General features: G+C 37.3%; 25 protein-coding genes and 1 tRNA gene. 12 read left to right on the top strand and 14 right to left on the bottom strand.

The genetic code is table 11. From position 1 onward, the window contains the following. Nucleotides 1-30 precede the first annotated feature (30 nt). Nucleotides 31-1029 carry a Ppx/GppA phosphatase family protein gene (locus GM552_RS04710; protein WP_155565501.1) on the bottom strand — a complete coding sequence of 333 codons (999 nt, stop codon included), beginning with the start codon at nt 1027-1029 and terminating at the stop codon, nt 31-33. Between the two features lie 192 nt (nt 1030-1221). On the opposite strand from GM552_RS04710, the gene GM552_RS04715 reads away from it, so the two are divergent. Continuing rightward, nucleotides 1222-1295, top strand: a tRNA-Gln gene (locus tag GM552_RS04715). Nucleotides 1296-1330: 35 nt separating this feature from the next. Beyond that, nucleotides 1331-2032: an NUDIX hydrolase gene (locus GM552_RS04720; protein ID WP_155565502.1), complete on the top strand. Its 702-nt coding sequence runs from the start codon at nt 1331-1333 to the stop codon at nt 2030-2032. Here the strand turns inward: GM552_RS04720 and GM552_RS04725 are convergent, their stop codons facing one another. From GM552_RS04725 to GM552_RS04735, 3 genes are all read right to left on the bottom strand, one after another. Beyond that, complete coding sequence (locus GM552_RS04725; protein WP_155565503.1) at nt 2033-3580, bottom strand: peptide chain release factor 3; 1548 nt, start codon at nt 3578-3580, stop codon at nt 2033-2035. A 91-nt stretch (nt 3581-3671) separates the two neighbouring features. Then, on the bottom strand, nt 3672-4289 hold the full coding sequence (rpsD, locus tag GM552_RS04730; RefSeq protein WP_110438048.1) for a 30S ribosomal protein S4: 618 nt from the start codon (nt 4287-4289) through the stop codon (nt 3672-3674). Nucleotides 4290-4532: 243 nt separating this feature from the next. Beyond that, the gene (locus tag GM552_RS04735; protein WP_155565504.1) at nt 4533-5459 is read right to left on the bottom strand and encodes an SEL1-like repeat protein; all 927 of its coding nucleotides are present in this window, start codon (nt 5457-5459) and stop codon (nt 4533-4535) included. Nucleotides 5460-5631: 172 nt separating this feature from the next. Between GM552_RS04735 and GM552_RS04740 the strand changes: the two genes are divergently transcribed. Then, on the top strand, nt 5632-6162 hold the full coding sequence (locus tag GM552_RS04740; RefSeq protein ID WP_110438050.1) for an HdeD family acid-resistance protein: 531 nt from the start codon (nt 5632-5634) through the stop codon (nt 6160-6162). A gap of 5 nt (nt 6163-6167) precedes the next feature. Here GM552_RS04740 and GM552_RS04745 read toward each other — a convergent pair whose 3' ends face one another. Both GM552_RS04745 and cysS read right to left on the bottom strand, forming a co-directional pair. Continuing rightward, entirely contained in the window at nt 6168-6935 is a 768-nt protein-coding gene (locus GM552_RS04745; protein ID WP_196424250.1) for an RNA methyltransferase, read from the bottom strand. Then, a complete protein-coding gene (cysS, locus tag GM552_RS04750; RefSeq protein WP_155565931.1) occupies nt 6932-8287 on the bottom strand; it encodes a cysteine--tRNA ligase in 1356 nt (451 codons plus the stop codon). Before cysS ends, GM552_RS04745 begins: the two co-directional genes overlap by 4 nt. 92 nt (nt 8288-8379) lie before the next feature. On the opposite strand from cysS, the gene GM552_RS04755 reads away from it, so the two are divergent. After that, on the top strand, nt 8380-9759 hold the full coding sequence (locus GM552_RS04755) for an MATE family efflux transporter (RefSeq protein ID WP_155565505.1): 1380 nt from the start codon (nt 8380-8382) through the stop codon (nt 9757-9759). Nucleotides 9760-9766: 7 nt separating this feature from the next. On the opposite strand, the gene GM552_RS04760 is transcribed toward GM552_RS04755, so the two are convergent. From GM552_RS04760 to GM552_RS04785, 6 genes are all read right to left on the bottom strand, one after another. Beyond that, nucleotides 9767-10792 carry a lipid A deacylase LpxR family protein gene (locus GM552_RS04760; protein WP_155565506.1) on the bottom strand — a complete coding sequence of 342 codons (1026 nt, stop codon included), beginning with the start codon at nt 10790-10792 and terminating at the stop codon, nt 9767-9769. Nucleotides 10793-10928: 136 nt separating this feature from the next. Next, a complete protein-coding gene (gene dnaQ, locus GM552_RS04765) occupies nt 10929-11624 on the bottom strand; it encodes a DNA polymerase III subunit epsilon (RefSeq protein ID WP_155565507.1) in 696 nt (231 codons plus the stop codon). After that, nucleotides 11621-12217, bottom strand: a complete 597-nt coding sequence (gene coaE / locus GM552_RS04770; protein WP_122123632.1) for a dephospho-CoA kinase — start codon at nt 12215-12217, stop codon at nt 11621-11623. The genes dnaQ and coaE overlap by 4 nt, the downstream gene beginning before the upstream one ends. Nucleotides 12218-12226: 9 nt before the next feature. Next, the gene (locus GM552_RS04775) at nt 12227-13066 is read right to left on the bottom strand and encodes a shikimate dehydrogenase (RefSeq protein WP_155565508.1); all 840 of its coding nucleotides are present in this window, start codon (nt 13064-13066) and stop codon (nt 12227-12229) included. Beyond that, entirely contained in the window at nt 13063-13851 is a 789-nt protein-coding gene (locus GM552_RS04780; RefSeq protein ID WP_155565509.1) for an N-formylglutamate amidohydrolase, read from the bottom strand. Before GM552_RS04780 ends, GM552_RS04775 begins: the two co-directional genes overlap by 4 nt. 28 nt (nt 13852-13879) lie before the next feature. Further along, the gene (locus GM552_RS04785) at nt 13880-14623 is read right to left on the bottom strand and encodes a JAB domain-containing protein (RefSeq protein ID WP_155565510.1); all 744 of its coding nucleotides are present in this window, start codon (nt 14621-14623) and stop codon (nt 13880-13882) included. Between the two features lie 50 nt (nt 14624-14673). On the opposite strand from GM552_RS04785, the gene GM552_RS04790 reads away from it, so the two are divergent. From GM552_RS04790 to GM552_RS04820, 7 genes are all read left to right on the top strand, one after another. Beyond that, on the top strand, nt 14674-16887 hold the full coding sequence (locus tag GM552_RS04790; protein WP_155565511.1) for an ATP-dependent helicase: 2214 nt from the start codon (nt 14674-14676) through the stop codon (nt 16885-16887). Next, nucleotides 16884-17789, top strand: coding sequence for a 50S ribosomal protein L11 methyltransferase (locus GM552_RS04795; RefSeq protein ID WP_155565512.1), 906 nt, complete (start codon nt 16884-16886; stop codon nt 17787-17789). Before GM552_RS04790 ends, GM552_RS04795 begins: the two co-directional genes overlap by 4 nt. Further along, nucleotides 17786-18283 carry a GNAT family N-acetyltransferase gene (locus GM552_RS04800; RefSeq protein ID WP_110438061.1) on the top strand — a complete coding sequence of 166 codons (498 nt, stop codon included), beginning with the start codon at nt 17786-17788 and terminating at the stop codon, nt 18281-18283. Before GM552_RS04795 ends, GM552_RS04800 begins: the two co-directional genes overlap by 4 nt. A gap of 31 nt (nt 18284-18314) precedes the next feature. Then, nucleotides 18315-20072 carry an aminopeptidase P family protein gene (locus tag GM552_RS04805; RefSeq protein ID WP_155565513.1) on the top strand — a complete coding sequence of 586 codons (1758 nt, stop codon included), beginning with the start codon at nt 18315-18317 and terminating at the stop codon, nt 20070-20072. A 95-nt stretch (nt 20073-20167) separates the two neighbouring features. Further along, nucleotides 20168-21196: an isocitrate/isopropylmalate dehydrogenase family protein gene (locus tag GM552_RS04810; RefSeq protein WP_155565514.1), complete on the top strand. Its 1029-nt coding sequence runs from the start codon at nt 20168-20170 to the stop codon at nt 21194-21196. 159 nt (nt 21197-21355) lie between these two features. Then, nucleotides 21356-21691 (top strand): DoxX family protein, encoded by a 336-nt coding sequence (locus GM552_RS04815; protein ID WP_110438064.1) that lies wholly within the window; start codon nt 21356-21358, stop codon nt 21689-21691. 81 nt (nt 21692-21772) lie between these two features. Continuing rightward, complete coding sequence (locus tag GM552_RS04820) at nt 21773-22789, top strand: HoxN/HupN/NixA family nickel/cobalt transporter (protein WP_155565515.1); 1017 nt, start codon at nt 21773-21775, stop codon at nt 22787-22789. A gap of 7 nt (nt 22790-22796) precedes the next feature. Here GM552_RS04820 and GM552_RS04825 read toward each other — a convergent pair whose 3' ends face one another. Together GM552_RS04825 and GM552_RS04830 are read right to left on the bottom strand one after the other, a co-directional pair. Continuing rightward, complete coding sequence (locus GM552_RS04825; protein WP_155565516.1) at nt 22797-23261, bottom strand: hypothetical protein; 465 nt, start codon at nt 23259-23261, stop codon at nt 22797-22799. Between the two features lie 29 nt (nt 23262-23290). Next, nucleotides 23291-23962 (bottom strand): glycine zipper domain-containing protein, encoded by a 672-nt coding sequence (locus GM552_RS04830; RefSeq protein WP_230882757.1) that lies wholly within the window; start codon nt 23960-23962, stop codon nt 23291-23293. Between the two features lie 277 nt (nt 23963-24239). On the opposite strand from GM552_RS04830, the gene GM552_RS04835 reads away from it, so the two are divergent. Then, entirely contained in the window at nt 24240-25748 is a 1509-nt protein-coding gene (locus GM552_RS04835; RefSeq protein ID WP_196424854.1) for a carboxylesterase/lipase family protein, read from the top strand. Nucleotides 25749-25790: the final 42 nt, after the last annotated feature.

The raw sequence follows: 25790 nt of genomic DNA on the forward strand, positions 1-25790 counted from the left end.
TACTTTAATTATACTGATTAATTAAATTTATTACTGGTTTAACAAATAATGATGATTTTTATAATAGTTTCTTAACTTGTTTGTCATCATTTTGGCAATTATTCCATCCCGAATACCCCGATCGGCAACGACAATGTCATTGGCGGGCCACAAGGTATGTATGGCATCAAATATTGCGCATCCAGGTAAAAGATAATGAATTCTTTTTTTATATCGGTCAGAAAGAATTTCAGTCTCTTTGAATTTCTGATCTAGCAAAGTCCTGATTATTTCCTTAAGTTGGGCTGTTTGCAAAGACAAACCATCAATCGCCGCACGATTATACTTGTTTTGATTTAACAAAATGCTTGCAAGGGTGGTTATAGTTCCACTTACCCCTATGAATTGAACCTGATTTCTTACAATCTCTGCCTGAATACGGTGAATGGCCTCGAATTCCATGACCTTGGATAAAACAAAATCAAACATTTGATAGTAATTCTGCAAAGTGGCAATATTGAATTGCTCCCTTAACGTAAGAATGCCAACAGGTATACTGAAACATCCAATCAAAATATATTTTCGTCGCGCAAAATCAATTTTAACCCATGCAATTTCAGTGGAACCACCTCCAATATCAAATAATAGTGCCTTAGTCTTATTACGTTTCAACACATTGTCATATAAAAATGAATTGCAGCCGGCCAAAGCCAGCTCAACCTCTTCCCGTGGTGAAATAACCTTAATTTTCAGTCCTGTTTCATATAAAACCTGACTAAGAAAATGATCAGCATTTGAGGCGCGTCGACAAGCTTCGGTAGCGACAGCATAAAAGGCGGAAAATCTTTTACCTTCAATTTTGGATGCACAATGTCGGAGCGCAACCATTGTACGTTCCATGGCAGCTTGACTCAACTGACCTGTTTCATACAATCCCTCACCCAATCGAACTACTCGATTATAATGGTCAACAATTCTCAACCTGCCACGATCAGATGACACGATCAGCAGACGACAATTATTTGTGCCTAAATCCAATGCCGCAAACATATTTACGCCCTAATTACTTTATCCAGTCAAAGTTAATTCCTTATTTTTTGTATAGCTCCTTAATATTAACACAATTTATTATTAATTTGGATTTTTTTATTAAAATAACTAAAAATTTTTGTAATTAATTTATTTTACCATACCCTTGTTTTATAATTTTTTACATGATATAAGCATCCACATTAAATATATTGGGAGATAGTTTAGCGGTAGAACTACCGGCTCTGACCCGGTCAGCCCTGGTTCGAATCCAGGTCTCCCAGCCAAAAATGTTTCCGTTATGACATTCAAAGATAATAAAATGGAATGGAAAACATTTGCTTTATACCCAGAATGTTCCGTAAAACTGATAGATTATAAAACTGAATTATCTATAAATCTTGAAAAACGGATTGAAAATTTATGGGTTGCCAAAAAAAGATTATACCCAAAATTGTTTAATGGACGTGTATTTACCGCTACTTTGATATTACCCCATCAAATAGCGGGATATTGGACAGAATATAGATATGTTTCGGCCCAAATGGAAAATAAGGAATTCAATGAATTTCTTTGTCTTAAACCTTTGGCTGTAACAGGTTTAATTTTTTGCGATGATGGTTTTATTCTTGGAAAAAGAAACAGTAACAGCGTTTATCTACCCAATTACTGGCAATGTGCCCCTGCAGGTAGCGTGGAATCACGTCATGAAGAAAAGACTGTAAATTTGCATGAACAATTATTTGTGGAGGCAAGAGAAGAACTTGGATTAAAAAAAGATTTTTTTTCAAATAGCCGCATTCTTATTGCAACTCAACATCCCGAAAAAGGAATAATCGATATCGGAATAATGCTGAAAACACACTTGAATTTTCAACAAATATATAATTATTGGCAAAAAGAAGGCAACTCAGAATATGATGAACTTATATGCATATCCGATTTAACCCTTTTACCTAAACCAATAATTCCATCCACCAGATATTTAATCAAGGCCAGCTATAAAGATAATAATAGGATATGACTAGCTGTTTTTAACAATGCCGATCTGTTTGATATCATGAAATTTTAAGTCTTTTTGCATTTCAACAGTCCGTTGCATCATGAATTCAGAAGTGGCCAGAAATACTGGATCTCCGTCTATGTCATCAGCAATGGCACTTCTGTTGGAATTAATAAATTTCTCAATTTTGTTTTTTTCACCCTCAAACCAACGGACCTGTGTAAAAGATACAGTATCAAATCCTATTTCAACGCAGTACTCATGTTTCAAACGCGTCTGTAAGACATCAAGTTGCAATATTCCAACCACACCAACAATAGGCGAAGACCCGTCCTGTGGTTTAAAAAGCTGGACAACGCCCTCTTCTGCAAGCTCAATTAATGCCTGTTTTAATTTCTTGGCTTTCATCGCATCAGCAAGGCGAACCCGTCGTAATATTTCAGGGGCAAAATAGGGTACTCCTGTAAATTGAAGCTCCTCTCCTTCCGTCAAGGTATCTCCAATACGTAATGTGCCATGATTGGGAATTCCAACAACATCTCCTGCAAAAGCCTCTTCTGCCAATTGTCTGTCTCGTGCAAAGAAAAACTGAGGCGTATGTAACGCAAAAGTTTTTCCTGTACGGGTATGTTTCAATTTCATACCTCGTTCTAAACGTCCAGAACAAATACGGGCAAAGGCGATACGATCCCGATGATTTGGATCCATATTTGCCTGAATTTTAAATACAAGGGCAGTCATTGATGGTTCATTTGCCGCCACCAGACGTTGATCACTTTCCTGATTTCGTGGACTTGGGCCAAATTCAACCAATGCATCCAAAAGATCATGAACCCCCAATTCCTTAATCGCACTTCCAAAAAAAACCGGAGTTAAAAAACCTGCCTTAAAATCATCAATATTAAATTCCGGCAGAGCAGCCTTAACTAATTCCACTTCTTCTTTTAATGCTATAACACGATCATCTGTTTCTGGAATTCCCTCTTTTAGGCGCATGGTTTGTTTCCGAACATCATAAGCACCCAAAAATTTGACAGCCCGTCCCACAGGCCATGTTAAAGGTGTTGTTTCAAGAGCCAGTGTAGAGGCCACTTCATCAAGCAATTCAAAAGGATCCTGAGATTCCCTGTCCATCTTGTTGATAAAGGTTACAATCGGTATATCGCGCAAACGACAAATTTCAAAAAGTTTCCGTGTTCTTGCCTCAATCCCTTTTGCCGCATCAATAACCATAACTGCGGCATCAACAGCCGTCAAAGTCCTGTATGTATCTTCAGAAAAATCTTCGTGGCCAGGCGTATCCAACAAGTTAAAAATGCAACCACCATATTCAAACGTCATAACAGAAGTTACAACTGAAATACCGCGATCCTTTTCAATATTCATCCAGTCCGAACGAGTTCGACGCTGTTCCCTTTTAGCACGGACATTTCCCGCCATCTGTATAGCCCCGCCAGCATGCAATATACGTTCAGTCAAAGTCGTCTTACCCGCATCAGGATGGGAAATAATAGCGAAAGTGCGACGACGGGAAATTTCTTTATCCAGACTCTGAACTGTATCTAACATCAAGCAGACCTAAATTTATATTGAAAACAATAAACGCACAAAAGCCGAGCAAAAAAATTGCTCGGCATTTTTGTATAAAAATAAAATGTGATTAACGAGAATAAAACTCGACAACCAAATTGGGTTCCATAGTTACAGGATATGGAACATCATTTAATTTTGGCGTACGAACAAATGAACCCTTCATTTGACGATGATCAACCTCTAAATATTCAGGAATATCCCGTTCTTTACTTTGAACAGCATCCAGTACAATGGCAAGTTGTTTTGATCTTTCCCTAACTTCAACAACATCATTATCTTTTAATGAATATGATGGAATATTAACACGCTTGCCATTTACTAAAATATGTCCATGATTAATGAACTGACGTGCAGCAAATGGAGTGGATGCAAATTTTAACCGATAAACAACAGCATCCAAACGACGTTCCAACAAATTGATCAAGTTTTCAGAAGTATCACCTTTACGACGAGATGCTTCAGCGTAATAACGACGGAATTGCTTTTCACTGATATTTCCGTAATATCCCTTGAGTTTTTGTTTAGCCATTAACTGAACGCTAAAATCGGAAGGCTTTGCACGGCGGCGTTGACCGTGTTGACCAGGACCATATTCACGCTTGTTAACCGGTGATTTAGCACGTCCCCACAAATTAACCCCTAAACGACGGTTAATTTTATATTTGCTTTGTAAACGCTTACTCATACGTCTAAATATCTTTCTTTATATATGTTAAAACATCGCATTGAGGTAAAGCAATATTAGATTTTATTGTACCAGTAGTTCTTTAACTCGCATCAAAGACGGGTTTATATTTGATACAAAGTAACCTCATCACTTCTTTGGATAAAGATAAACCACTTTTCTGGCAGTAGAAGCCTATATATTCAAACTTTAATGAATTGTCAAATAATTAACAGTTTGAATAATATTAAAAAAAATTTAAAATTATTTCGTATTCAACAACCTATATTTGTCGCAGCCTTTTTGAGATCTATTTAAACATGATTGTTTAAAATACTCTTTTGCCGTGGCCTCATCTTGAGGAACCAACTTCCCTTCATGATATATTTCCCCAAGTCGCAATTGGGCATCCGTATTTTCTTGATCTGCAGCTTTATGATAATAGAAAAGAGCCATCTGAAAATCCTGTAATACACCGTGACCCGCTTCATACATTGTTCCCAACTTGTATAAAGCGCCCTCATATCCCTGATCAGCTGACTTCTGATACAATTCTTTCGCCTTGAAATAATCTAAATCTGTGCCTTTACCTGTATCATATAATGATCCCAGGATATACTGGGCAAAACTATTTCCTTGTTCTGCAGATTTACGGGTCCATTGAAAGGCTTTGAAAAAATCTTGTTTACATCCCTTACCTTCTAAATACATAATTCCAAGAGCGGATTGAGCCATTAGATTCCCTTGCAAAGCAGCCTTATGAAAATAATCAAACGCTTTGTCATAATTCTGCTCAATCCCTTCACCATTCTGATACAAATTACCTAAATAAAACTGAGCTTCAGCATTCCCCTGTCCTGCGGAATAGTTAAACCATTCAATCGCTTTATTATAATCTTGCGGCACAATAACACCCAAGGCATAAAATCGACCTAAAACAAATTGTGCTGGCGCAAATCCTCCGCTGGCAGATTGTGTAAAAAATATAAGGGCTAATCTCTCATTTTTCTGAACCCCTTTACCTGTTAAATAATTTACACCTAATCTGTAACAATATTCAGCAGAGGGTAGATAGAGAATTTTTTCAAATTGACCGAACCAGTATGATAAATGGCTTTCATATGCATGGGAACGAACAGGATATGTGCATATAAAAAAAGTAGCGGCAAGAATAACAATAATGTTTTTCATTATGAACCTTAATGATTTATAAAATGAAATAAAAAAATATCGTTAACTATCTGTTCATACCAAATTATGACTGATTTTATTAATAAATAAATAGATTAATTTCATAAAAAAAATTAAACTAACTACAATTAACCGCTTTACAAAATTATAAAATATTTTTTCGGAGATCATAATGGATCAATTAATAGCCCAAAAATGGAAATGGTTCGTAGGATTGGGAATATTGTGTTTGATTACCGGCATTCTGTGCCTAATTGACACGGTTTTTGTAACAATTGCAATGGTTATAATTATTGGAATTTTATTAATTATTACAGGTTTGGCCCAACTCATTCACGCCTGTTATCTTAAAGATTGGAGCAGTTTTCTCTGGTCAGCCCTATGCGGTATCATTTATCTTATTGGCGGTATATTATTGATTCGTGAACCTGTTAATGGTTCGGTTATAATTACCATTTTTCTTGGTATTTGTTTTTGTTTTGGTGGAATCATGCGTCTTATGATTGCTTTTAACAATAAAAATACCAAAGGATGGGGGTTGTTGGTATTCAGTGGTATTCTTGGCTTGATTTTAGGGTTTATTCTTTTTGTCAATCCAATAAACGGCCTGTGGTTTATCGGATTCATGGTTGGTTTTGACCTTATCTTCAATGGAACTGCATGGTTGCAACTTGGCTTTACGCTCAAATCCCAAATCAAATAATTTAATTATTTCATGGGGCCCTTAACCAATTCCGCCACAACACCATGAAGGGTTCGTAATTCCTGTTCTGTCACTTCTCCCCTTTGAAAAAGATGATACAGATTACGAATCATTCCTGGCCGTTTTTCCTGATTGCGTAGAAATCCACAATGATCAAGCTCCCTGATCAAATGATTCATAAAATTATTCAGCTCTCCTTTAGTAGCGATATGCGTTTTGTTAGTCTGCAACTGCCGCTCCGGTGTTTCTTCAGTGGACATCCACCACTCATAAGCCATAATCATAACCGCTTGTGATAAATTCAATGACATGAATCTTGGATCCAAGGGATAACGGATCCAATAATCAGTTTGAACAAAATCCTCATTTTCCAACCCGGTTCGCTCTGGCCCAAACAAAATACCGATTTTCAATCCACGATTGGTCATTTCCCGCATTTCACATGCGCCACCACGCGCCGTTAATAAAGGTTTGATAATTTGACGAGGTCTGGGACAGGTTGCAAAAACATGCTGTAAATCCGCAACAGCGGCTTCTACCGTATCGAAAACTTTTGTATGATCCAATAAACGGTCTGCACCAGATGCTGCTCTCCAGGCTTTTGGCTGTGGCCATCCATCTCGCGGGGCCACCAACCGCAAATGGAACAATCCCCCGTTCGCCATCGCTCGAGCTACACTGCCAATATTATCAGCAAGCTGTGGGCGAACCAAAATAACGACAGGTGTATTTCCAACTGGGATCAAATCAGCACCACCATCACGACCTGTCATATTTTTCTCCATGTCGTACCTTGTGGACTGTCTTCCAATAAGATACCCTGAGCTTTGAGCTGGTCACGTATTTTATCCGCCTTGATAAAATCTTTCGATTTTTTTGCATTATTTCTTTCTTGAATTAAGATCTTAATCTCATCTTCATTATCAATATCTTGAAACCATTGAGTTGGTAGACTATTAAACAAGCCAAGCTGTTGACCCGCCTGTTTCAATTTTAAGGCAGAATGTTTATCACCTTGTAAGGCTTTATCTGCAAGTTGATGCATAAACACCAAAGCTTGGGGTGTGTTTAAATCATTTGCCAAAGCATCCATGACTAATTCTGGTAAATCCATTTCTGAATTAAAATTCTGTTCATAAGGCAACAAGGCGCGATAGAAACGATCCATAACCTTTTTAGCATCTTTTAAGGCTTCATCAGTGAAATTCAAAACAGAACGGTAATGAGATTGCAATAATAATAACCGTAATGCTTCTGGATTATGCTTTGTCAATATTTCCCGTATTGTAAAAAAATTGCCCAGAGACTTGGACATTTTTTCACCATTTACCAACAGCATGGCATTATGTAGCCAATAATTGGCAAACTGACTGCCTGGAAAACAACATAGACTTTGTGCACATTCATTTTCGTGGTGGGGAAAAATAAGATCCTGACCACCGCCATGAATATCAAAATTTTCACCGAGGTAACGATGGGACATTGCAGAACATTCAATATGCCAGCCTGGCCTACCCTTTCCCCAGGGACTATCCCATCCTGGTTCATCCTCATTTGAAGGTTTCCATAAAACAAAATCACCGGGATTTTTTTTGTAAGTCGCGATCTCAACTCTTGCCCCAGCCAGCAATTCATCTGGATTGCGGCCCGATAAACTCCCATATTTCTTGTATTGATGGACAGAGAAAAGAACATGACCATCAGCTTCATAGGCATATCCCTGACTGACAAGACTGATAATCATCTCTTGTATGTCTTCAATATGTTCTGTAGCTTTTGGTTCAATATCAGGGGGCAAGATAAACATTGAAGCCATATCTTGATGAAATTCTTCAATCGTTCGACAGGTCAATGCTTGAATAGATTCATGATTGGCTCTGGCACGGGCATTTATCTTATCATCAACATCCGTAATATTCCGTACATAAGTCACTTTAGGATAAATTTTCCGCAACAATCTTACCAAAATATCGGCTGTTAACATTGCACGCAAATTGCCAATATGTAAAAAATCGTATACTGTAGGGCCACAAAAATATAAACGGATATTTAAAGAATCTAATGGTTTAAAAGGTAAAATCTTATGATGACGACTGTCATATAGGGAAATTTCTGGCTTATTCATTGTTTTACCTTGTTCATATCCTGTATTCGATTGTGTCCAAACAACACTCAATAAATTAAATCTTTATTCTTTATTAGTCATAAATAAATATAATGCAACTTTCTCAACCAGCTTTTCTGAAAAAAGAACTTTCTGCGATCTTTTTTATTGCCATACCAATCGCATTTGCCCAACTATGTCAAATGGCTATGGGTGTAACCGATACGATTTTATTGGGAAAAGTCGATAAAGAAACCTTAGCAATCGGTGGATTTACAACACAGTTATTTTTTACTGTTTGTGTTGTTTTGCAATCGGCGTTGAGTTCAGCTGCAATTTTAATTGCTGAATATATAGGATCAAGAAGAATTTCACAGATATCCAAAATTTATTGGACAACCTATATATTTGGATTAATTCTCTGTATTCCCTGCTATTTTCTTTTGAAATCGACAAACTTTATATTGATGTGGACAGGTGAAAATCCTGATATGATTGCAAAATCCAGTCATTTTATGGATATTCTCTTATGGGGTATGCCCCCTGTTCTTGTTGGAACAGGTTTAATAAGAGTTGTTTTACCAGCTTTTAATGCCTCGAAAATTCTTTTGCAAATAACACCTTTAACAACAATTATCAACGCCTTGTTAAATGCAGCCTTTATTTATGGTTTATGGGGCGCCCCTAAAATGGGCTTGTATGGTTCAGCAATTGGCAGCACAATTACTTTGTGGGTTTCAACAATTTTATTTATTGGAGTAACCCATTGCAAAAAGAATTTAAAACAATATCTTTATCCTTTTAAAATTGATTTGTCCTTGCTTTTACCCTTGATGCGTCTGGGGCTGCCCATCTGTGTCAGTTCAGCAGCTGAAATGCTTCTTTTCCTTGCAACTTCTTTCCGGGCAGGACTACTTGGAACCGATGCACTTGCCGCCCATCAAATTGCCAACAGCTTTGCCACTTTTACGTTCATGATACCCCTTGCCATTTCTCAGGCCGCCAATGTTCGGGTAAGTTATTGGGTTGGCGCTCAAAAACCTTTGTATGCAAAAAATTCAGGTTTTTTATCTATCGGTCTTGGTTCTGTTTTTATGGGGCTAATTGGTATAATCATTTTCATTTTCCCGAAAACCATTGTCAGTCTTTTTATTGATATTCATTCAGTCAGTAATCAATCAACAATTGAAATCGCGGTCGTTATATTGAAAATTGTTGCTCTTTTCCAGATTGTTGACGGTATGCAAGGCGTTGCGATGGGTGCATTACGCGGATTGAAAGATACCACAATCCCAATGATCTTTGCTTTGATAAGCTATTGGGTAATTGGATATACACTGAGTGGTTGGTTTGCATTTTCATTGAACTATAAAGCTCCAGGATTGTGGACAGGCATGGCTATTGGCCTTGCTGTTATTGCTGTATTGGCAACAGCACGTTTTTATTATCTTACCTATCGTCCAAGCAGAATAATGGAACGTGCCTTACGTTAGAGAAAAATCAAAATTTAAAGGATACGGAAACAGATCCATAATTAAATAATCCACTTTTTTGTCCCCTGAATTCTTGGGTCTGCCAAGTTTGGGTATAAGCGATTTTATATCCTTTGATAATTAAAGCGGCCCCTGCAAGAATTTCGCCAACATCTGATCTTTTTGAAACATGTTGCGCATGTGATTTAGAGGGATCCCCTTGCAAAGTGGCATTATAGGCTACAGCCTGACCATCTACACCACCAAATAAATACCAGTTAACAAAACGGGTTCCAACATAGGCATCAGTACCGTCATTTCCCGAACCAATTCTTGCAGGTCCGAAATCACTTTCAAGACCCTGTCCAAAACGGAATAGGGAACCGATTTGCCCATAAATTCTATAAATCCCCATTGCACCATTAGCTGAAGGTAAGATATCAAAATCAACCGGTCCAGCATGCCCTGCGAGAAATCTCCATGTTCTACCCATTTGAACCTGAAAAACAGGCACACTCTTTAACTGGTTGTGCCAGCCACGGTTTTTGTGATCCCCAGTAATGGCATGAAAACCATTTTGAACCTGACGTCCCATAGCTCCGGGGCCTAAAACACCGGCTTGAATACCAAACACACTCCTCGTATCATCCGTGTCACTTATAAGATTAACGGTTGTTAATAAAACCCCGGCATAAGGTCGATCATGTGGCAATCTCTGGCTCGATTGAGTATCACGTGGTGTAAATATCGACTGCTGCAATCCCCAATGAATTCGTTGCATTCCCTTTCCCAAAAGAAACGTATTCATATCCGCAACAGGTTGAGGCAACGTGTCAGTAGGAGATGTCCACCCTATTCTAAGTCCGTTTGTATAATATTGATCAGACGTTCCTTTCAAGGTTGAGGCTGCATCATTTTCCCATTGTATTGTTAGGGTATTATATGGATCTTGTTTTGGTGTTGAAAAAGAAGGATGAGAATAGAATAAACCCATTGAACAGATGGAAAAACATGATAATAAATTTGTTAATGACAAATAATCCCGTTTGCCCATTTTCAACCTTTTGACTCTAAATATTCTATTTAACCTAAACTTATAAAATCAAAAAACAAAATTTGAATATAGTATATTAAAATAAAAGATTATTTTCTTAATATGCAACCTATTCACAAATTAAATTATTGAATAATCAATTTTTATTCATAAAATGATTCCATAAGGCATTTGGTATTTTCTCATTCAAAAATTCCTTGTGAATCTTCAATTCTTTTTCAGTGGCTTTCATGAAAACGGGTTGATGAATATGATTTTTTTTATAGGTTTTTCTTATTTTTTCCTTTGTTTGATTATCAAAGCTCAATCCTCTCTGACGGCCTCCCGTAAGCTGAATATACACCTCTGACAATAATTTACAGTCCAACAACGCGTTATGTGTTGTGCGTTCTGACAAATCTATTGAAAACCGTCGACATAATGCATCCAGGCTATTTGGCGAGGATGGATATTGAGCGCGGGCAATTTGTAAGGTATCAACCATTCTGTCCAGTGATAATGTTGGACGATTGATATATTTCAGTTCTGAATTTACAAATTTAAAATCAAACGGTGCATTATGCGCGATCAGGGGATCATTTTGAATAAAATTCAGAAACTCGTCAGCAATATCCTTGAATTTTGGCTTACCTTGCAGATCTTCAATTGTAAATCCATGAATTCGTGTTGCCTCAACAGGAATATCTCGCCCTGGATCAATCAAAACATGATAAAAATTATCTGTTGGCAAATCATTGACTAACTCTATTGCGGCAATTTCTATAATTCGATCGCCATTATCTGGATTGACACCTGTTGTTTCCGTATCAAAAAGGACAGACCTTTTTTTCATAATTGATCTTTCTTCATTAATATAGCCAAGCGCTTTACCTGAATGTAAGTATATGCCCTATTCAATCCTGTTTGAATAACCCTATCCGCCCATTGACATTTCAAACTATTGGGAAGCTGATGGGAAATAAGTATTTCAGCCTGTTGCCATGAAATTCCACCTCGATTGATAATGCGTATTTTTTGAATTTGCTTTGGTGCATTAACCAAAAGAGTTTTGGTGCATACTTGATCTATCTTTTTTTCGAACAACAAGGGAATATCCAATACACACCATAATTTTCTTTTTCCCTGCCAAAATTGGATGAATTTTTTTCGTTCCATATCAACCAATGGAAGGATAATGTTTTCAATTTTTTTTAGATTATTCCGATCCTGTGAAATTAATTTCCTCAAATAGGATCGATCAAGTATATTGTCATGCACTGACCCGGGAAAAGCTTTGGCAAGAAATGGTAAAGCTTTACCATCAGATCCCTGTAATTGATGCACAACATGGTCTGCATCAAAAACTGGGAAACCCTCTTTACGCAACTGGGAACATACAGTGGTTTTACCCATACCCATTCCACCTGTTACGCCCAATATCTTCATAATGAAATATTATTCTCTAATTGTTTTGGCAACATATTCGATTGTCTCGGAATCAACCTTGGGATCCACTCCAAACCATTCGCGAAAACCGAAACGGGCCTGGTGAAGCAGCATCCCCAATCCTTCAATGGTCTTCAAATTGAATTCTTTTGCCACTTTTAACAGAGGGGTTAAACGAGGAACATAGACAATATCCGTAACAACCAAACCTGATTTTGCTTTGGATAGATCAAAATCAAAACTTTCTTTCCCTTCCATTCCCAAAGAGGTTGTATTTACCAGTAAGTCATATTGACCCAATAAAGATGTCCAGGCATCCCATGCGATGACATTACCTGTCCCAAGATCTTGAGCAAGCTGCAATGCCCTGGAATTTGTGCGATTTGCTATTGTAATCTTCGCTTTCTCATGGGCAAGCGATGAAATAACCGAACGTGCAGCCCCACCCGCTCCAAGTATTAGTACATTACAATTTTTAATTCTGATGTTATGATCCCTAAGGGATTCTATAAAACCAGCACCATCTGTAGAAGTGCCAAATATCTTACCGTCATTTTTAAAAGTCAAGGTATTGACAGAACCTATTTTCCTCGCGATTTCATCAACCTCATCACAACATGAAAAGGCAATTTCTTTATTGGGGATGGTTATATTGCATCCTTTAAATCCCGAAGCTGACAGGCCAATTATGACTTTTTTGAAATTTTCAGGCTTAACGGCCAGAGGAATGTAAACCCCGTCAATTCCATACCGATTCAACCAAAAATTATGAAGCAGAGGAGATCGGGAATGTTCAACTGGCCATCCAAGAACCGCAGCCACTTTAGCCTTTCCTGTTATAATATTCATCTTTTTCCGTATTCCTGTAAAGTCAGTGGCAATAAGTAAGCCAGACGAACCGCCCATTCCCTTTGCTGAATTTCCGATCTTATTAAATCCTGTCGAATCTCCAGTTCCAAATATGGCAATTTTCTTCCAAACGCATGACAAGGAACAGAATAATCATTCTTCTCATTTAATCGATAGGGTTCATTATCTCCAATTGGAAATTCATAATATCGCTCAAGATATTTTTTGAATATTAATCCGAATTCCGGATAACGATCATGCAAAATACCCGCATGCCAAGGTCTTTCAATATTATCCATTTGAGGTGTAAAACTGTGCAGCGCTATTAAACAGGTTGAAATCTGCGCATTTTGTCGACGTTCAATATCCTGTTCAATACAAGCATGATAGGAATTGTAAATTGATGAAACACGTGATTTTTTTTCCTCATCAGACAAATCAAGATTACCTTTTATAACTGTTTTATCGCTAATTTCAATAATCAGGTTTTCATGATTTGGATTTCTGTTGCAATCAATGACAAGTCTTGAATAGTTTTGAAGAATTAACGTGGCATTTAATTTTTTTGCAAGTTTTTTCCCTACCCCTTTTATTCCAATATCAAAAGCAATATGTCGCTCAAGATCATTTGGCTCCAATCCAAGGTTATTTAGTTTTTCAGGAATGAATTTCCCTGCATGATCACAAATAATCAAAAAGGGTGAAATCGAATGTCGGTTTATCATATTCACAGGATCAGGATCATTGACTGATAAAATACTGGATGATTTTGATTTGTAAAACATAAACGCAGTCAGTTTGTTGGGTTCTGGATTATTTTAATATACTAACATAATGATGATTAACACAAAATAAATGTTCACTGAGATTTAAATCAAAAAAACCAACCTTTGATTGCAACATTTTGGAGAATTGTTCAATCTGATATTTCATATCAGGATTTATTTCGTCATTAACATAATGTACCAATACAATTTGAGCCGCATCATTTTCAATTGCTTTCTTTAGTATAGACGCAACAGAATTTTTTGATGGATACACCATAAAATATTCTTTGATGAAGTTATATTGACTGTTTAAATAAATTATCCTCAAGGATTTAAGATTGATTTTATCCTGTTTTGGAAAGTTTTTTTCCAAAAAAACAACCATTTCATTCAAGCGTTTAAAACTTGTTGGCACAATTAAATCAGACATGCATAGACGCAAAGCCACCAATTGAATGAATTGTATCAATTCAGTAAATCTCTTACTGTATATGATCTGATCAATACAATCTGTATTTGCTTTGATAACATGCCCCAAAGAACCATGCTGGTTAATCAACTGTTTTGCCAAAGGTTTTGTATCCTTTCTGGGAATGACTGAATATAACAGCATTTCAAGGATCTCGTAATCTTCGAGAACATCTGTTCCCCTGGATAAAATTTTTGAACGCATACGGTTGCGATGTCCCCTACCGTCCAAATTTTTAAAAGGTTTGCTTCCTTTATCATTCGAGGGTAAAGAAGAATTATGATCCATTAATATGTTCAACCTGTTATCATTTGATTTCATCAATCACCTTATCAACAATATTGAAAATTAATTCAATCCTGTAAAGCGTAATGACCCAATATCTAAGCCAACTTAACGAAACGCAAAAAAAAGCTGTTGAAACAACAGAAGGTCCTATTCTAGTGCTGGCTGGTGCCGGAACCGGTAAAACTCGTGTTTTAACATCACGTTTTGCCCATATTCTCCTTTCAGGAAAAGCGTATCCCAATCAGATTTTAGCGGTGACTTTTACCAATAAAGCTTCAAGAGAAATGAGCGAAAGAATTGCCAGCCTTATAAATAAGCCAGTCGAGGGATTATGGCTGGGAAGTTTTCATAAAATATGTGCAAGGATGTTAAGGCAAAATGCTACACTTGTCAAATTAACCTCTAATTTCACCATTCTGGACACAGATGATCAATTACGCCTAATCAAGCAAATTACACCCGCTTATTCAATCGACACAAAAAGAGTATCCCCACAGTTAATTCTTGGTACAATCCAGTTCTGGAAAGACAAGGGTTACTCACCGGATAATTTGCCTAATGATGAAATAAATAAATCCGGAAATTCCCTAATCAAGACAATTTATGCCCATTATCAAAAACGCCTGCGGGAAATTAACGCATGTGATTTTGGCGATCTTATGCTGCATATGTTTAATATTTTTAGCCAGCATCAACATATCTTGGAAAAATATCAGCGTTATTTTACGTATATTATGGTTGATGAATATCAAGACACCAATATGATACAATATTTGTGGTTAAAATTATTAGCCCAAAAAAATGGACAAGAAGCCAATATTTGCTGTGTGGGAGATGACGATCAATCCATATATTCCTGGCGTGGGGCAGATATAACCAATATTTTGAGATTTGAAAGGGATTTTCCAGGGGCTAAAATTATCCGTTTGGAAAATAATTATCGTTCAACCTCCTCTATCCTTGGTGCCGCATCAGGCTTGATATCATTTAACTCGCAACGATTGGGAAAAACTCTTCACGCTGCCAATGCCACCGTTGAAGGAGAAAAAGTTAAAATTCTCTCAACCTATGATTCCGATGAAGAGGCAAGAATCATTTGTAAAAATATTATTGATTTTCACAAAAAGGAACAACAATTTGGCGATATGGCAATCCTGATGCGTACCAGTTCCCAAACCCGTCCTTTTGAGGAATGCATGATTAGATTGGGAATACCCTATAAAATCATTAGCGGGGTAAGGTTTTATGAACGTGCTGAAATACGCGATGTCATCGCTTACATGCGCACTGTCGCCCAGCCGTCAGATGATTTGGCATTTGAAAGAATCATTAATGTTCCGAAACGCGGAATTGGCAAAGCCGCCCTTCAGAAATTGCATCTGCTTTCCCGAGAATCCAATATTTCCCTAACGATGGCAGCACAGCAAGCATTAAATCAGGGAATAATCAGGGGTAAGGTAGCGAGTGAACTGAATCAACTGATGCTTCAACTTGAAATGGCAAGATCCACGAGTGAAAAAGGTGGTCATTTCAAAGCGATTGATGACCTGATTCATCATTGCGGCTATATTGAGATGTGGCAGCAAAACAACTCTGTTGAATCAGAAGGCAGACTTGAAAACATCAGGGAACTTTTCCGGGCGATGTCCGAATTTCAATCTTTGAATGAATTCTTGGAGCATATCTCTCTTATAATGGATAATGATGAACTGAGTGGAGATGACAAGGTCAATTTAATGACACTTCACGCCGCCAAGGGCCTTGAATTTGATACGGTTTTTTTGCCGGGATGGGAGGAAGGCCTTTTTCCCTCACAACGCACACTGGATGAAAATGGATTGAATGGCTTGGAAGAGGAAAGACGTTTGGCTTATGTTGGCATTACCCGTGCCAGGCGAAATCTGGTGATATCCTATGCCGCAAACCGCCAGATTTATGGAAACTGGCAATCAGCAATTCCCAGCCGTTTCATTGAAGAATTACCCAGCCAGTTTATTGTAAATCCGTCAATCAGAATCAATAGAAACCATAGTAATCCAAATTATTTTGATAATTTGAATTTTGGAAAAAAAGAAAAAGGAACCCGAGACACCATTTCTTTTGGAAATATTTTTACACCGAATAAACAACGTCAAAATTTGCCAAAATCTAAAAATATTCCTGTAGGTGCCCGTGTGTTTCATCAAAAATTCGGTTATGGAACTGTATTAAAGACTGAACAGAATAAGCTTGAAATCAATTTCGATAAAACCGGAATTAAAAACGTTATAGACAGCTTTGTGACGGAAACATCATGACATTAAAAACTAAACGACATGCCAATGCGCTTGAAACCATTTCACTAATTGTTCCAGAAAAACATATTGAAATATTTGAACAGGCCCTGAACACGGTTTGCCCGACCGTAGGGATATTTGAGGAAAATGAAGACAAGAATCTTTGGCGATTGGAAGGAATCAAGGATACAGGCTATGGAGATAAAGAGCTTAACAATGCAATTACGTTAGCAGGCGGCCTTACCCAGTTCTTTCCAGAAATCCAAAAACATTCCACTGAAACAGAAGGATGGCTTGCAAAAACATATGAATCTTTTCCTGCTCAAAAAGTGGGTAATATGTTCATTATTCGTGGCACGCATTTAAACGATCCAATCTCTTCTTCACGTGTTGTTTTAACCCTTGATGCAGGTGTGGCTTTTGGATCTGGTGAACATGGTTCAACTCGTGGATGCCTAATTGCCCTTGAAAAGATCGCTTATAAAAAACCTCGTAAAATTCTTGATCTTGGATGTGGTTCAGGAATTTTGGCAATGGCTGCAGCTGCCTTATTCCATCAAAAGGTTCTGGCTGTTGATATTGAACCATGGTCCGTTCGAGCTGCCCGAGAAAATGTTAAAAGAAACAAACTGGGGAATTTCGTCCATTGTGAGGTTGGTAATGGTTGGCTGACACCTTCAATTCGAAAGCAAGCTCCATATGATCTTGTTTTTGCCAATATTCTTGCACGCCCCTTATGTAAAATGGCCAGAAATCTAGCCAGAAATTTACAGCCTGAAGGTATAGCAATATTATCGGGTCTACTTGTATCCCAAACAGCAATGGTATTGTCCGCACATCAAAAACAGGGTCTGAAACTTGAAGACAAAGTTTCACAGGGACATTGGGCGACATTAATTCTTAAAAAACCGAGAGAAACATGATTCAAATCCGCCATGCATTAATTACGGATCTTAACAGTATCCTCCAGATCGTTAATCGAGAGATTATTTATGGAACGGCTTTCTGGATGACAAAAGTCCGCACCTATGATGAACAGCTAGTATGGTTCGAAAACCATGAAAAAGAGGGATTCCCGATTTTTGTTGCCGTCAATGAACAGCAAAAAATCCTCGGTTTTGCAACATATGGACATTTCAGGGCCTATGACGGGTATAAACATACTGTTGAGCATTCGGTTTATCTGATTCCGGAAGCCCAGGGTCAAGGACTTGGCAAAAAACTGATGAAGCATCTTGTGAATTATGCCTCCCAAAATAATGTACATGTCATGGTCGCTGCCATAACCGCCAATAACCAGGCCTCGATACGATTACATGAATGGTTCGGATTCAAACATGCAGGTATCTTACCGCAAACAGGAATAAAATTTGAAAAATGGCTGGATCTATTGTTCATGTACAAAATAATAAATTAAGATCATTAATAACCTTGAATAAAATCATCTTATGCAACATACAGAAAAACTGTCTTCGCTTCGTTCCATACTAAAAAAAGATCATCTTGACGGATTTATAATCAATCGCGGGGATGAATTTCTCAATGAATATGTCGCTCCTTATGCCGAACGCCTTGCGTGGTTGACTGGATTTACGGGAAGTGCAGGCATAGCTGTTGTATTGCCGGATAATGCTGCTGTATTTTCAGATGGACGCTATATTCTTCAAATGCAACAGCAGCTTGACCAAGAATTATGGGAATATCATCATATTTCCCATAAATCACCTCTTGCATGGGTCTTAGATCACAATCATCTGCAAAAATTAAAATTAGGATATGACCCAAGATTAATGAGTCAAAAAAACTTGGAATCACTACAAAATAATAAAATAAGACTTGTTCCAATAACTGATAATCCAATAGACACACTTTGGCTGGATCAACCAGACTATCCTAATCAACCTATTGAACCTCATCCTCTGGAATTTTCTGGTTTATCACATCATAATAAAATTGAAAAATTGCAAAAAGAACTACTTTTCAACAATGAAGATGCTTTTATATTTTGTGATCCAGCCTCTATATGCTGGCTTCTTAATATTCGTGGTTCCGATGTTCCATATAGCCCTATCCCACTTGTTTTTGCAATTTTATATAGAGATCATGTATGTTTATATGCAGATCAGGAACAATATTCCGAAACACTGTCAGATTTTCTTGGTCACACTGTAAAATTATGTTCACGAAATGATATATATTCAGATTTAAGAAAAATCACATCTTTTGTCATAGGATTGGATAAAAATCAGACACCGATAGGATTTATTCAACTTCTCGAAAAACAAGAAATATCAATTCATTATCGTACAAATCCCATTCTGTTGCCCAAGTCATGCAAAAATCAAGTTGAACAAAAAGGTGCCATAAATGCCCATATCAGGGATGGTATTGCAATGTGCCGTTTTTTATTCTGGCTTGAGAAACAAGGTATTGATAAATCCGAAACTGTAGTGGCAGAAAAACTCAACCAGTTCAGAATAGAAACCGGGGGAAAATTTTACAAAGAGGAGAGTTTTCCTGCAATCTCTGCCACCGGTTCCAACGGTGCGATTATCCATTACCAAGCAACAAAAACAAACCACTCGATTATAAGGGAAAATCAGCTTTACCTTATTGACAGTGGCGGGCAGTACAAAAACGGAACCACAGATATCACCCGCACCATTTGGATGGGGAAAGAATTTGCCCCCTCCTCAATTCGTGAACAGGCAACAATGGTTCTAAAAGGCCATATCGCACTTTCATCAGCCGTTTTTCCAATTGGAACAACAGGGAGTCAACTTGACGTATTGGCACGTTACGCTTTATGGCAGAACGGTTTGAATTATGATCACGGAACTGGTCATGGTGTGGGAAGTTATCTTTCCGTACATGAAGGTCCCTGTCGAATATCATCACAACCCTTTCCTATTTCCCTAAAAGAAGGAATGATTCTTTCCAATGAACCAGGATACTATCTTGCTGGACATCATGGTATCCGTCTTGAAAATCTTTTACTTGTTTGCAAGGCTCCTTATGATAACTTTTTGAAATTTAAACCCTTAACGCTTGTCCCTTTTGACTGGAAAATCATAAATTCAACTTTGTTAACCCCACAGGAAAAAAATTGGTTAAACAATTATCATAAACAAATTACCGATTTGATCTATCCTCATCTGAATAAAAACGAGCAAACATGGCTCATGAAAATGTGCACGTTCATTTGATAGTTGATGCCTTTATTAACCCCGAGATCGATGATAAAAATATATGAAATTAACATAGATTTAATTTTTATTTAGAATCATTCAAAGGTACAATTATGTCAAATCAATCTCTAATTCCAGCCACCCTTATCCCAGGCGATGGAATAGGTCCCGAAATTGTTGGTGCAACTATCGAAATTCTCGATGCCATTCAGGCACCATTCAAATGGGACAGACAACTTGCGGGCATGGCTGGCGTGGATGCATCAGGCGATCCATTGCCTCAGTCAACAATCGAGAGTATTCACAAAACTGGCCTGGTATTGAAAGGACCCCTGACAACACCTGTAGGTAAAGGTTACCGTTCAATCAATGTTACCCTACGCAGGGAATTCGGACTTTATGCAAATGTTCGTCCCACCAAAACTCTTATTCAGGGTGGCAGATTTGATAATATTGACATTGTTGTAGTACGTGAAAATCTCGAAGGTTTTTATGCTGCCATGGAAAATCATATCCCTGTTGATAATGATCTGAAAGCTATCGCCACATGTGCAGGTTACACCTCACGTAAAGAATGCCGGAGAATTGTTAAATTTGCCTTTGATTATGCAGTGCAAAACAATCGTAAAAAGGTTACACTTGTTCACAAGGCCAATATTCTTAAAGAATTATGCGGTCTGTTTCTTGAAGAGGGTCGCAAGGTTGCCAAGGAATACGAAGGCAAAATTGCCTGTGAGGAACGTATTGTTGATGCCTGTTCGATGGAACTGGTTATAAAACCCGAAACCTACGATGTAATCGTTACAACCAATCTCTTCGGGGATATTCTATCAGACCTGACATCAGGTTTAACAGGTGGGCTGGGTCTTGCACCAGGCGCTAATATCGGTGAAAAAGCGGCAATGTTTGAGGCTGTTCATGGTTCCGCTCCAGATATAGCAGGTAAAAACTGCGCCAATCCTATCGCTGTGTTGAGAGCCGCAGCCTTAATGTTGAAACATGTTAAGCGTGACGATCTTGCAAAAAGAATTGATAAGGCAATTCATAAGGTTGTTGTAGAGGATAAAGTCAGAACCCGTGACTTGGGAGGTGATGTAACTACGAAAGAAATTACGGCGGCATTAAAACAAGCTGTAGCTTAATTTATCATAATCTTCGATTTATATAGATTTTCTTACAGGCATTTTGTAAAATATATTTACAGTTTTAAATAAGTTCATTTCAAATTTATTTACTTAATTTCTTGGAATGGTAATTGTTACACTTATTTACAAAATATTCATATTTAGGAGATTATAATTATGGCTAAATGTTGCAAAAAAATCTTTAAAACCCTTGTTGGTTTGGGATTTGCTGCATGTGGAACAAGCAAGGTTTTAGGCGCTAGCATCCAAGAAAAAAGATTTTCTGAAATGAATTGGTCTCAAACCAATATGAAAATAGTTGGTGGCCTTGAAGTTGCTGGGGCATCAATGCTTTTATGCAAAAAAACCTCTAAATTGGGCGCTCTTACCCTATTGGCAGCTGCAACATGCATGTTTGCTGCAGGTTTGAAACATAAAAGAAAACAGGATCTCGCTCTTGATGGTGTTGGTATCTTTGCAGCTCTCTCGCTTTTACGGTGTAAAAAAAATTAAAATCTGAATCTTAATGCCCCTTTTATTTAAGGTTAAATTACTTTAATAAAAGGGGTTTTAATATATATCTCAAGGATTTTGATGCGAATTTCTCCTAAACGTCCGGTAAAATCTGTCATTTCCATTTATTTTTTCTTGATACTTGCAAATATATTTGCATGGATTTGGGCACTGAAATCATTTTACCAATCACCTCTTCTTCTCAACACAGCGTTTTTGGCTTGGGTATTCGGTTTACGTCATGCAGTGGATGCAGACCACATTGCTGCCATTGATAATGTTGTCAGACAATTTACCCAACATAAAAAACCTTCCCTTGCCACTGGATTATGGTTTGCTCTTGGTCATTCAAGTATAGTTATTCTTTTTTGTCTGCTCGTTGCAACTTTTGCCAATCGGTTCAAAACACAAATTGATGAATTCCAATTAATTGGTGGCACCTTAGCGACTTTGGTATCCGGCAGTTTCTTGTTGATCATAGCATTTATCAATTTTTTTATATTTTTGAAAATTTGGAAAATATTCAAAGATTTTCGTGCAAATAAATCCTATTCAATCGAGGATATGGATAATATACTCGCTTCAAGAGGATTTTTATCGAGAATTTTAAAACCCGCCTTTCGCATGGTGTCCAAGGAATGGCATATGTTACCATTGGGTTTTCTTTTCGGTTTGGGATTTGATACTGCAACCGAGATCGGTTTATTGGGAATTGCCGCCATACAGGCAGCTAAAGGCATGGCCACGTGGGATATTATGGTTTTTCCGCTTTTATTTACTTGCGGAATGACCCTGATTGACACTACAGACAGTATTGTTATGACAGGTGCTTATAATTGGGCATTTAAAGAACCACTAAGGAAATTATGGTATAATCTAACCATGACTGGCCTTTCAATTTTTATCGCGACTGTCATTGGTGGAATTGAAATTCTAGGGTTGTTACAGGAAAAATTCAAGCTTTCCGGATTTTTTTGGGATCAAATTCAAGAATTACAAGAAAATCTAGGGTCTGCAGGTTTTATAATTATCAGTATATTTATACTCTGCTGGATCTCATCCTTTACAATATTTCATAAATTTAGGAAAGCTACCTAATTATTCATTACATTTTACCCAAGATTGCTGACAGAGCATTTAGATCCTGTTGTGAAGGATCATCATTTACCCTGGATCTTCTTGCATTGTAATTATCCAGCAATTTTTGTTTCTGATTTAACTGCTGTTGCGTCAAACTATGATTCGCTCGAGCATCCTGCAATTTTTTCCGTGCAGCCCAAGCCTGATTATCTATTTGAGTCAATTGATTGCGTCTTTGTTCTAACCTGGACTGCAATTCAATGGATTGTGAATGAGCCTGAGCCGCATTTTGTTGCTGGTTTACCGCATTTTGCTGTTCATATTGCAATTGATTATTCAAATTCTGGGAGCGTTTATTATAACCATTACCAACAGAACATCCCAATCCGCTAAAAAAATTTGTTTTATCAGGATCACAACTTTGAGGATTGGAACAGTTCGTTAATATCATGAATGAAGTTAAGGGTATGATAAATTGATAGAATTTCATTAATAAATCCTTTTGAAAATTTATTTTAATCAACCTGCAGGTTGATTGTTCATGCCATTCACTAGAATATTCTCGGCATATTTTAAACGGCTAACTGCTGCATCTGTTGATTGTGCTTCCTGCTCAAAACGATTATCATGAGCTATCTGAGCGTATTGGTGCATTTGGTCACTTTGTTTAGAATAATAATTTATCTTATTGTTTAATTGGGCTTTTTGATTATTAAAATGAGATAATTGTTGTTTATATTGTCTAACAGTAATTTTTTTTGATGCTATCTGTTTATTAAGGTTTGCCAGTTGTCTCTGTAACTGAGCAACCTGCAGCGATGCCTGTTGCGCGTCATTACTTGCATTCAAAGCTATCTGATGAGCGGCGGCAATTTGTTTGTTTAATTGATCTTCCTGTAACTGCTGATTTTCTGTACGATGTGCAACAGCATATCCAGCACCGGTTCCCAATGCCGCTCCACTTAATGAACCAATCAAAGCCCCCTTACCATGACCAGCCAAACCTCCCACCAAAGCCCCAAGAGCTGCACCGCTCAATGCTCCTGTCCCAAGCGTTTGATTGAATTGGGAATTTCTTTGCATTTGTCGATTTTGTTCGGGAGATAGATTTGGATTATAGGCAGGTGTACATGCCATTAATGAAAAACAGGAACAGCCAATAATAATTTTAGTAAAATAGGATCTGGACATACGTTACCTTAATATTTTATTAAATACTAATAATCTAAACCAAATGGGTTCATGATCCAATCCTTTAATAAATTTTGGAATCACGATAATTGTTGTAAGGTGATAATTATATCATAAAAGAGATATTTATTTATACTATTTGAGTTAACTGGCCTATAAACATTCAGATTTGTTCATTTCATATAAAAGTACAATACGCATGTATGAATACCCTTTTTTAAAAAAAGTAATATTTCAATTTTTTCTCACATTTTTATCATCTTTGGCACTTATTACAATGACTTCAGCATCAACATCACATCCTTTTATTGAATTAAATAATCAAGGAAAACTTCAGGGATATTTTGATAACCAACTAGCTATTTTCAAAGGGATTCCGTATGCCACGCCTCCTGTTCGTTCATTCAGGTGGTTTCCCCCACAGCCTGTTCAGCATTGGCAGGGAATCAAAACAACCACTGAATATGGACCAAATTGCAGTCAGTATCCCAATCGATGGGATAAGAAAGAAACCTTTCCTATAACAAGCGAGGATTGCTTATATCTTAATATCTGGATGCCAAAATCCTTTTTTGAAAAAAACGAAACTCCAAAAAAATATCCTGTAATGGTCTGGATTCATGGCGGTGGTTTTGTTTCCGGCGGAAGTAATCAGGAAATCTTCGATGGCAGTTCAATGGCAAATGAAGGGGTTATAGTTGTCACTTTCAATTATAGACTTGGACGTTTTGGTTTTTTTGCACGTCCGGACTTGCAGCAAGAAAATGAGGAGAACAAATGGGCAAACTATGGAATTATGGACCAAATTGCAGCTTTACAATGGGTACAGAAAAATATTTCCTCTTTTGGGGGGGATAGCGATAATATCACCTTATTTGGCGAATCTGCAGGCGGCGCCTCAATTATATCCCTAATGACCATTTCAGAGGCAAAAGGTTTATTTAATAAGGCCATTATTCAATCTGGAACAGGGCATTCACGCTTTTTCCCACCCAGAACCATTGATGACGCAGAAAAAACAGGCCTAAATTTCGCAAAAAAAAATAATATCCAAAACGATGAATATGCATTGGAAAACTTGCGTAAGCTACCTGCTGAAACCATTGTAGATAAATTGAATTTAGATGATCTACAACCTGACTATTTTTCAGGATTGGTTATTGATGGTATCATGTTGAAGCAATCCCTTGATAGTGCTTTTGAAAAAGGTGATTTTTACCCTGTTCCTACATTAATCGGTGATACGAGTGGTGATGGTTTTATGATTAACCAATCCGGTTTGAAAGATTTGGCAGAAAAGCTGGGAATGAATATAGAGGATCTCAATAAAATTTATAATCCGAATGGAAAATTATCCGAAACCAGAATTTTGCATCAATTTATGGCCGATATTCAAATTCTTGAACCGACCCGGTTATTGACACAACAAATTGCCAGTAAAAATGTTCCTGTCTATCGCTATCGTTTTTCCTATATCACCAGTTCGGCCCGTCCTTATACTTCCTATGGGGCACCTCATGCATCAGAATTACCCTATGTTTTTGGAACGTTGAACAAAGTATACTCATCCTTGACACCTCAAGACAATGCCATGTCAGAAGCAATAAAAAAATACTGGGTCAATTTTGCAAAATATTCAAAACCTAAAGTAGACGGATTATCGGAATTTTCCGAATTTAAAATTCATCCTGATAAATTACTCAATTTTTCAACAACCGGTATCAAATTTGAAACTGATCCATTTCAATCGAGATTGGATTATATTGAAAATGCATTAAAAAAATAAAAAAATCCTGACTAAGAGATCAAATCTGTATTGTCTCATGAT

It is taken from the genome of Commensalibacter sp. ESL0382 (genome assembly GCF_009725775.1).
Taxonomy (GTDB): domain Bacteria; phylum Pseudomonadota; class Alphaproteobacteria; order Acetobacterales; family Acetobacteraceae; genus Commensalibacter; species Commensalibacter melissae.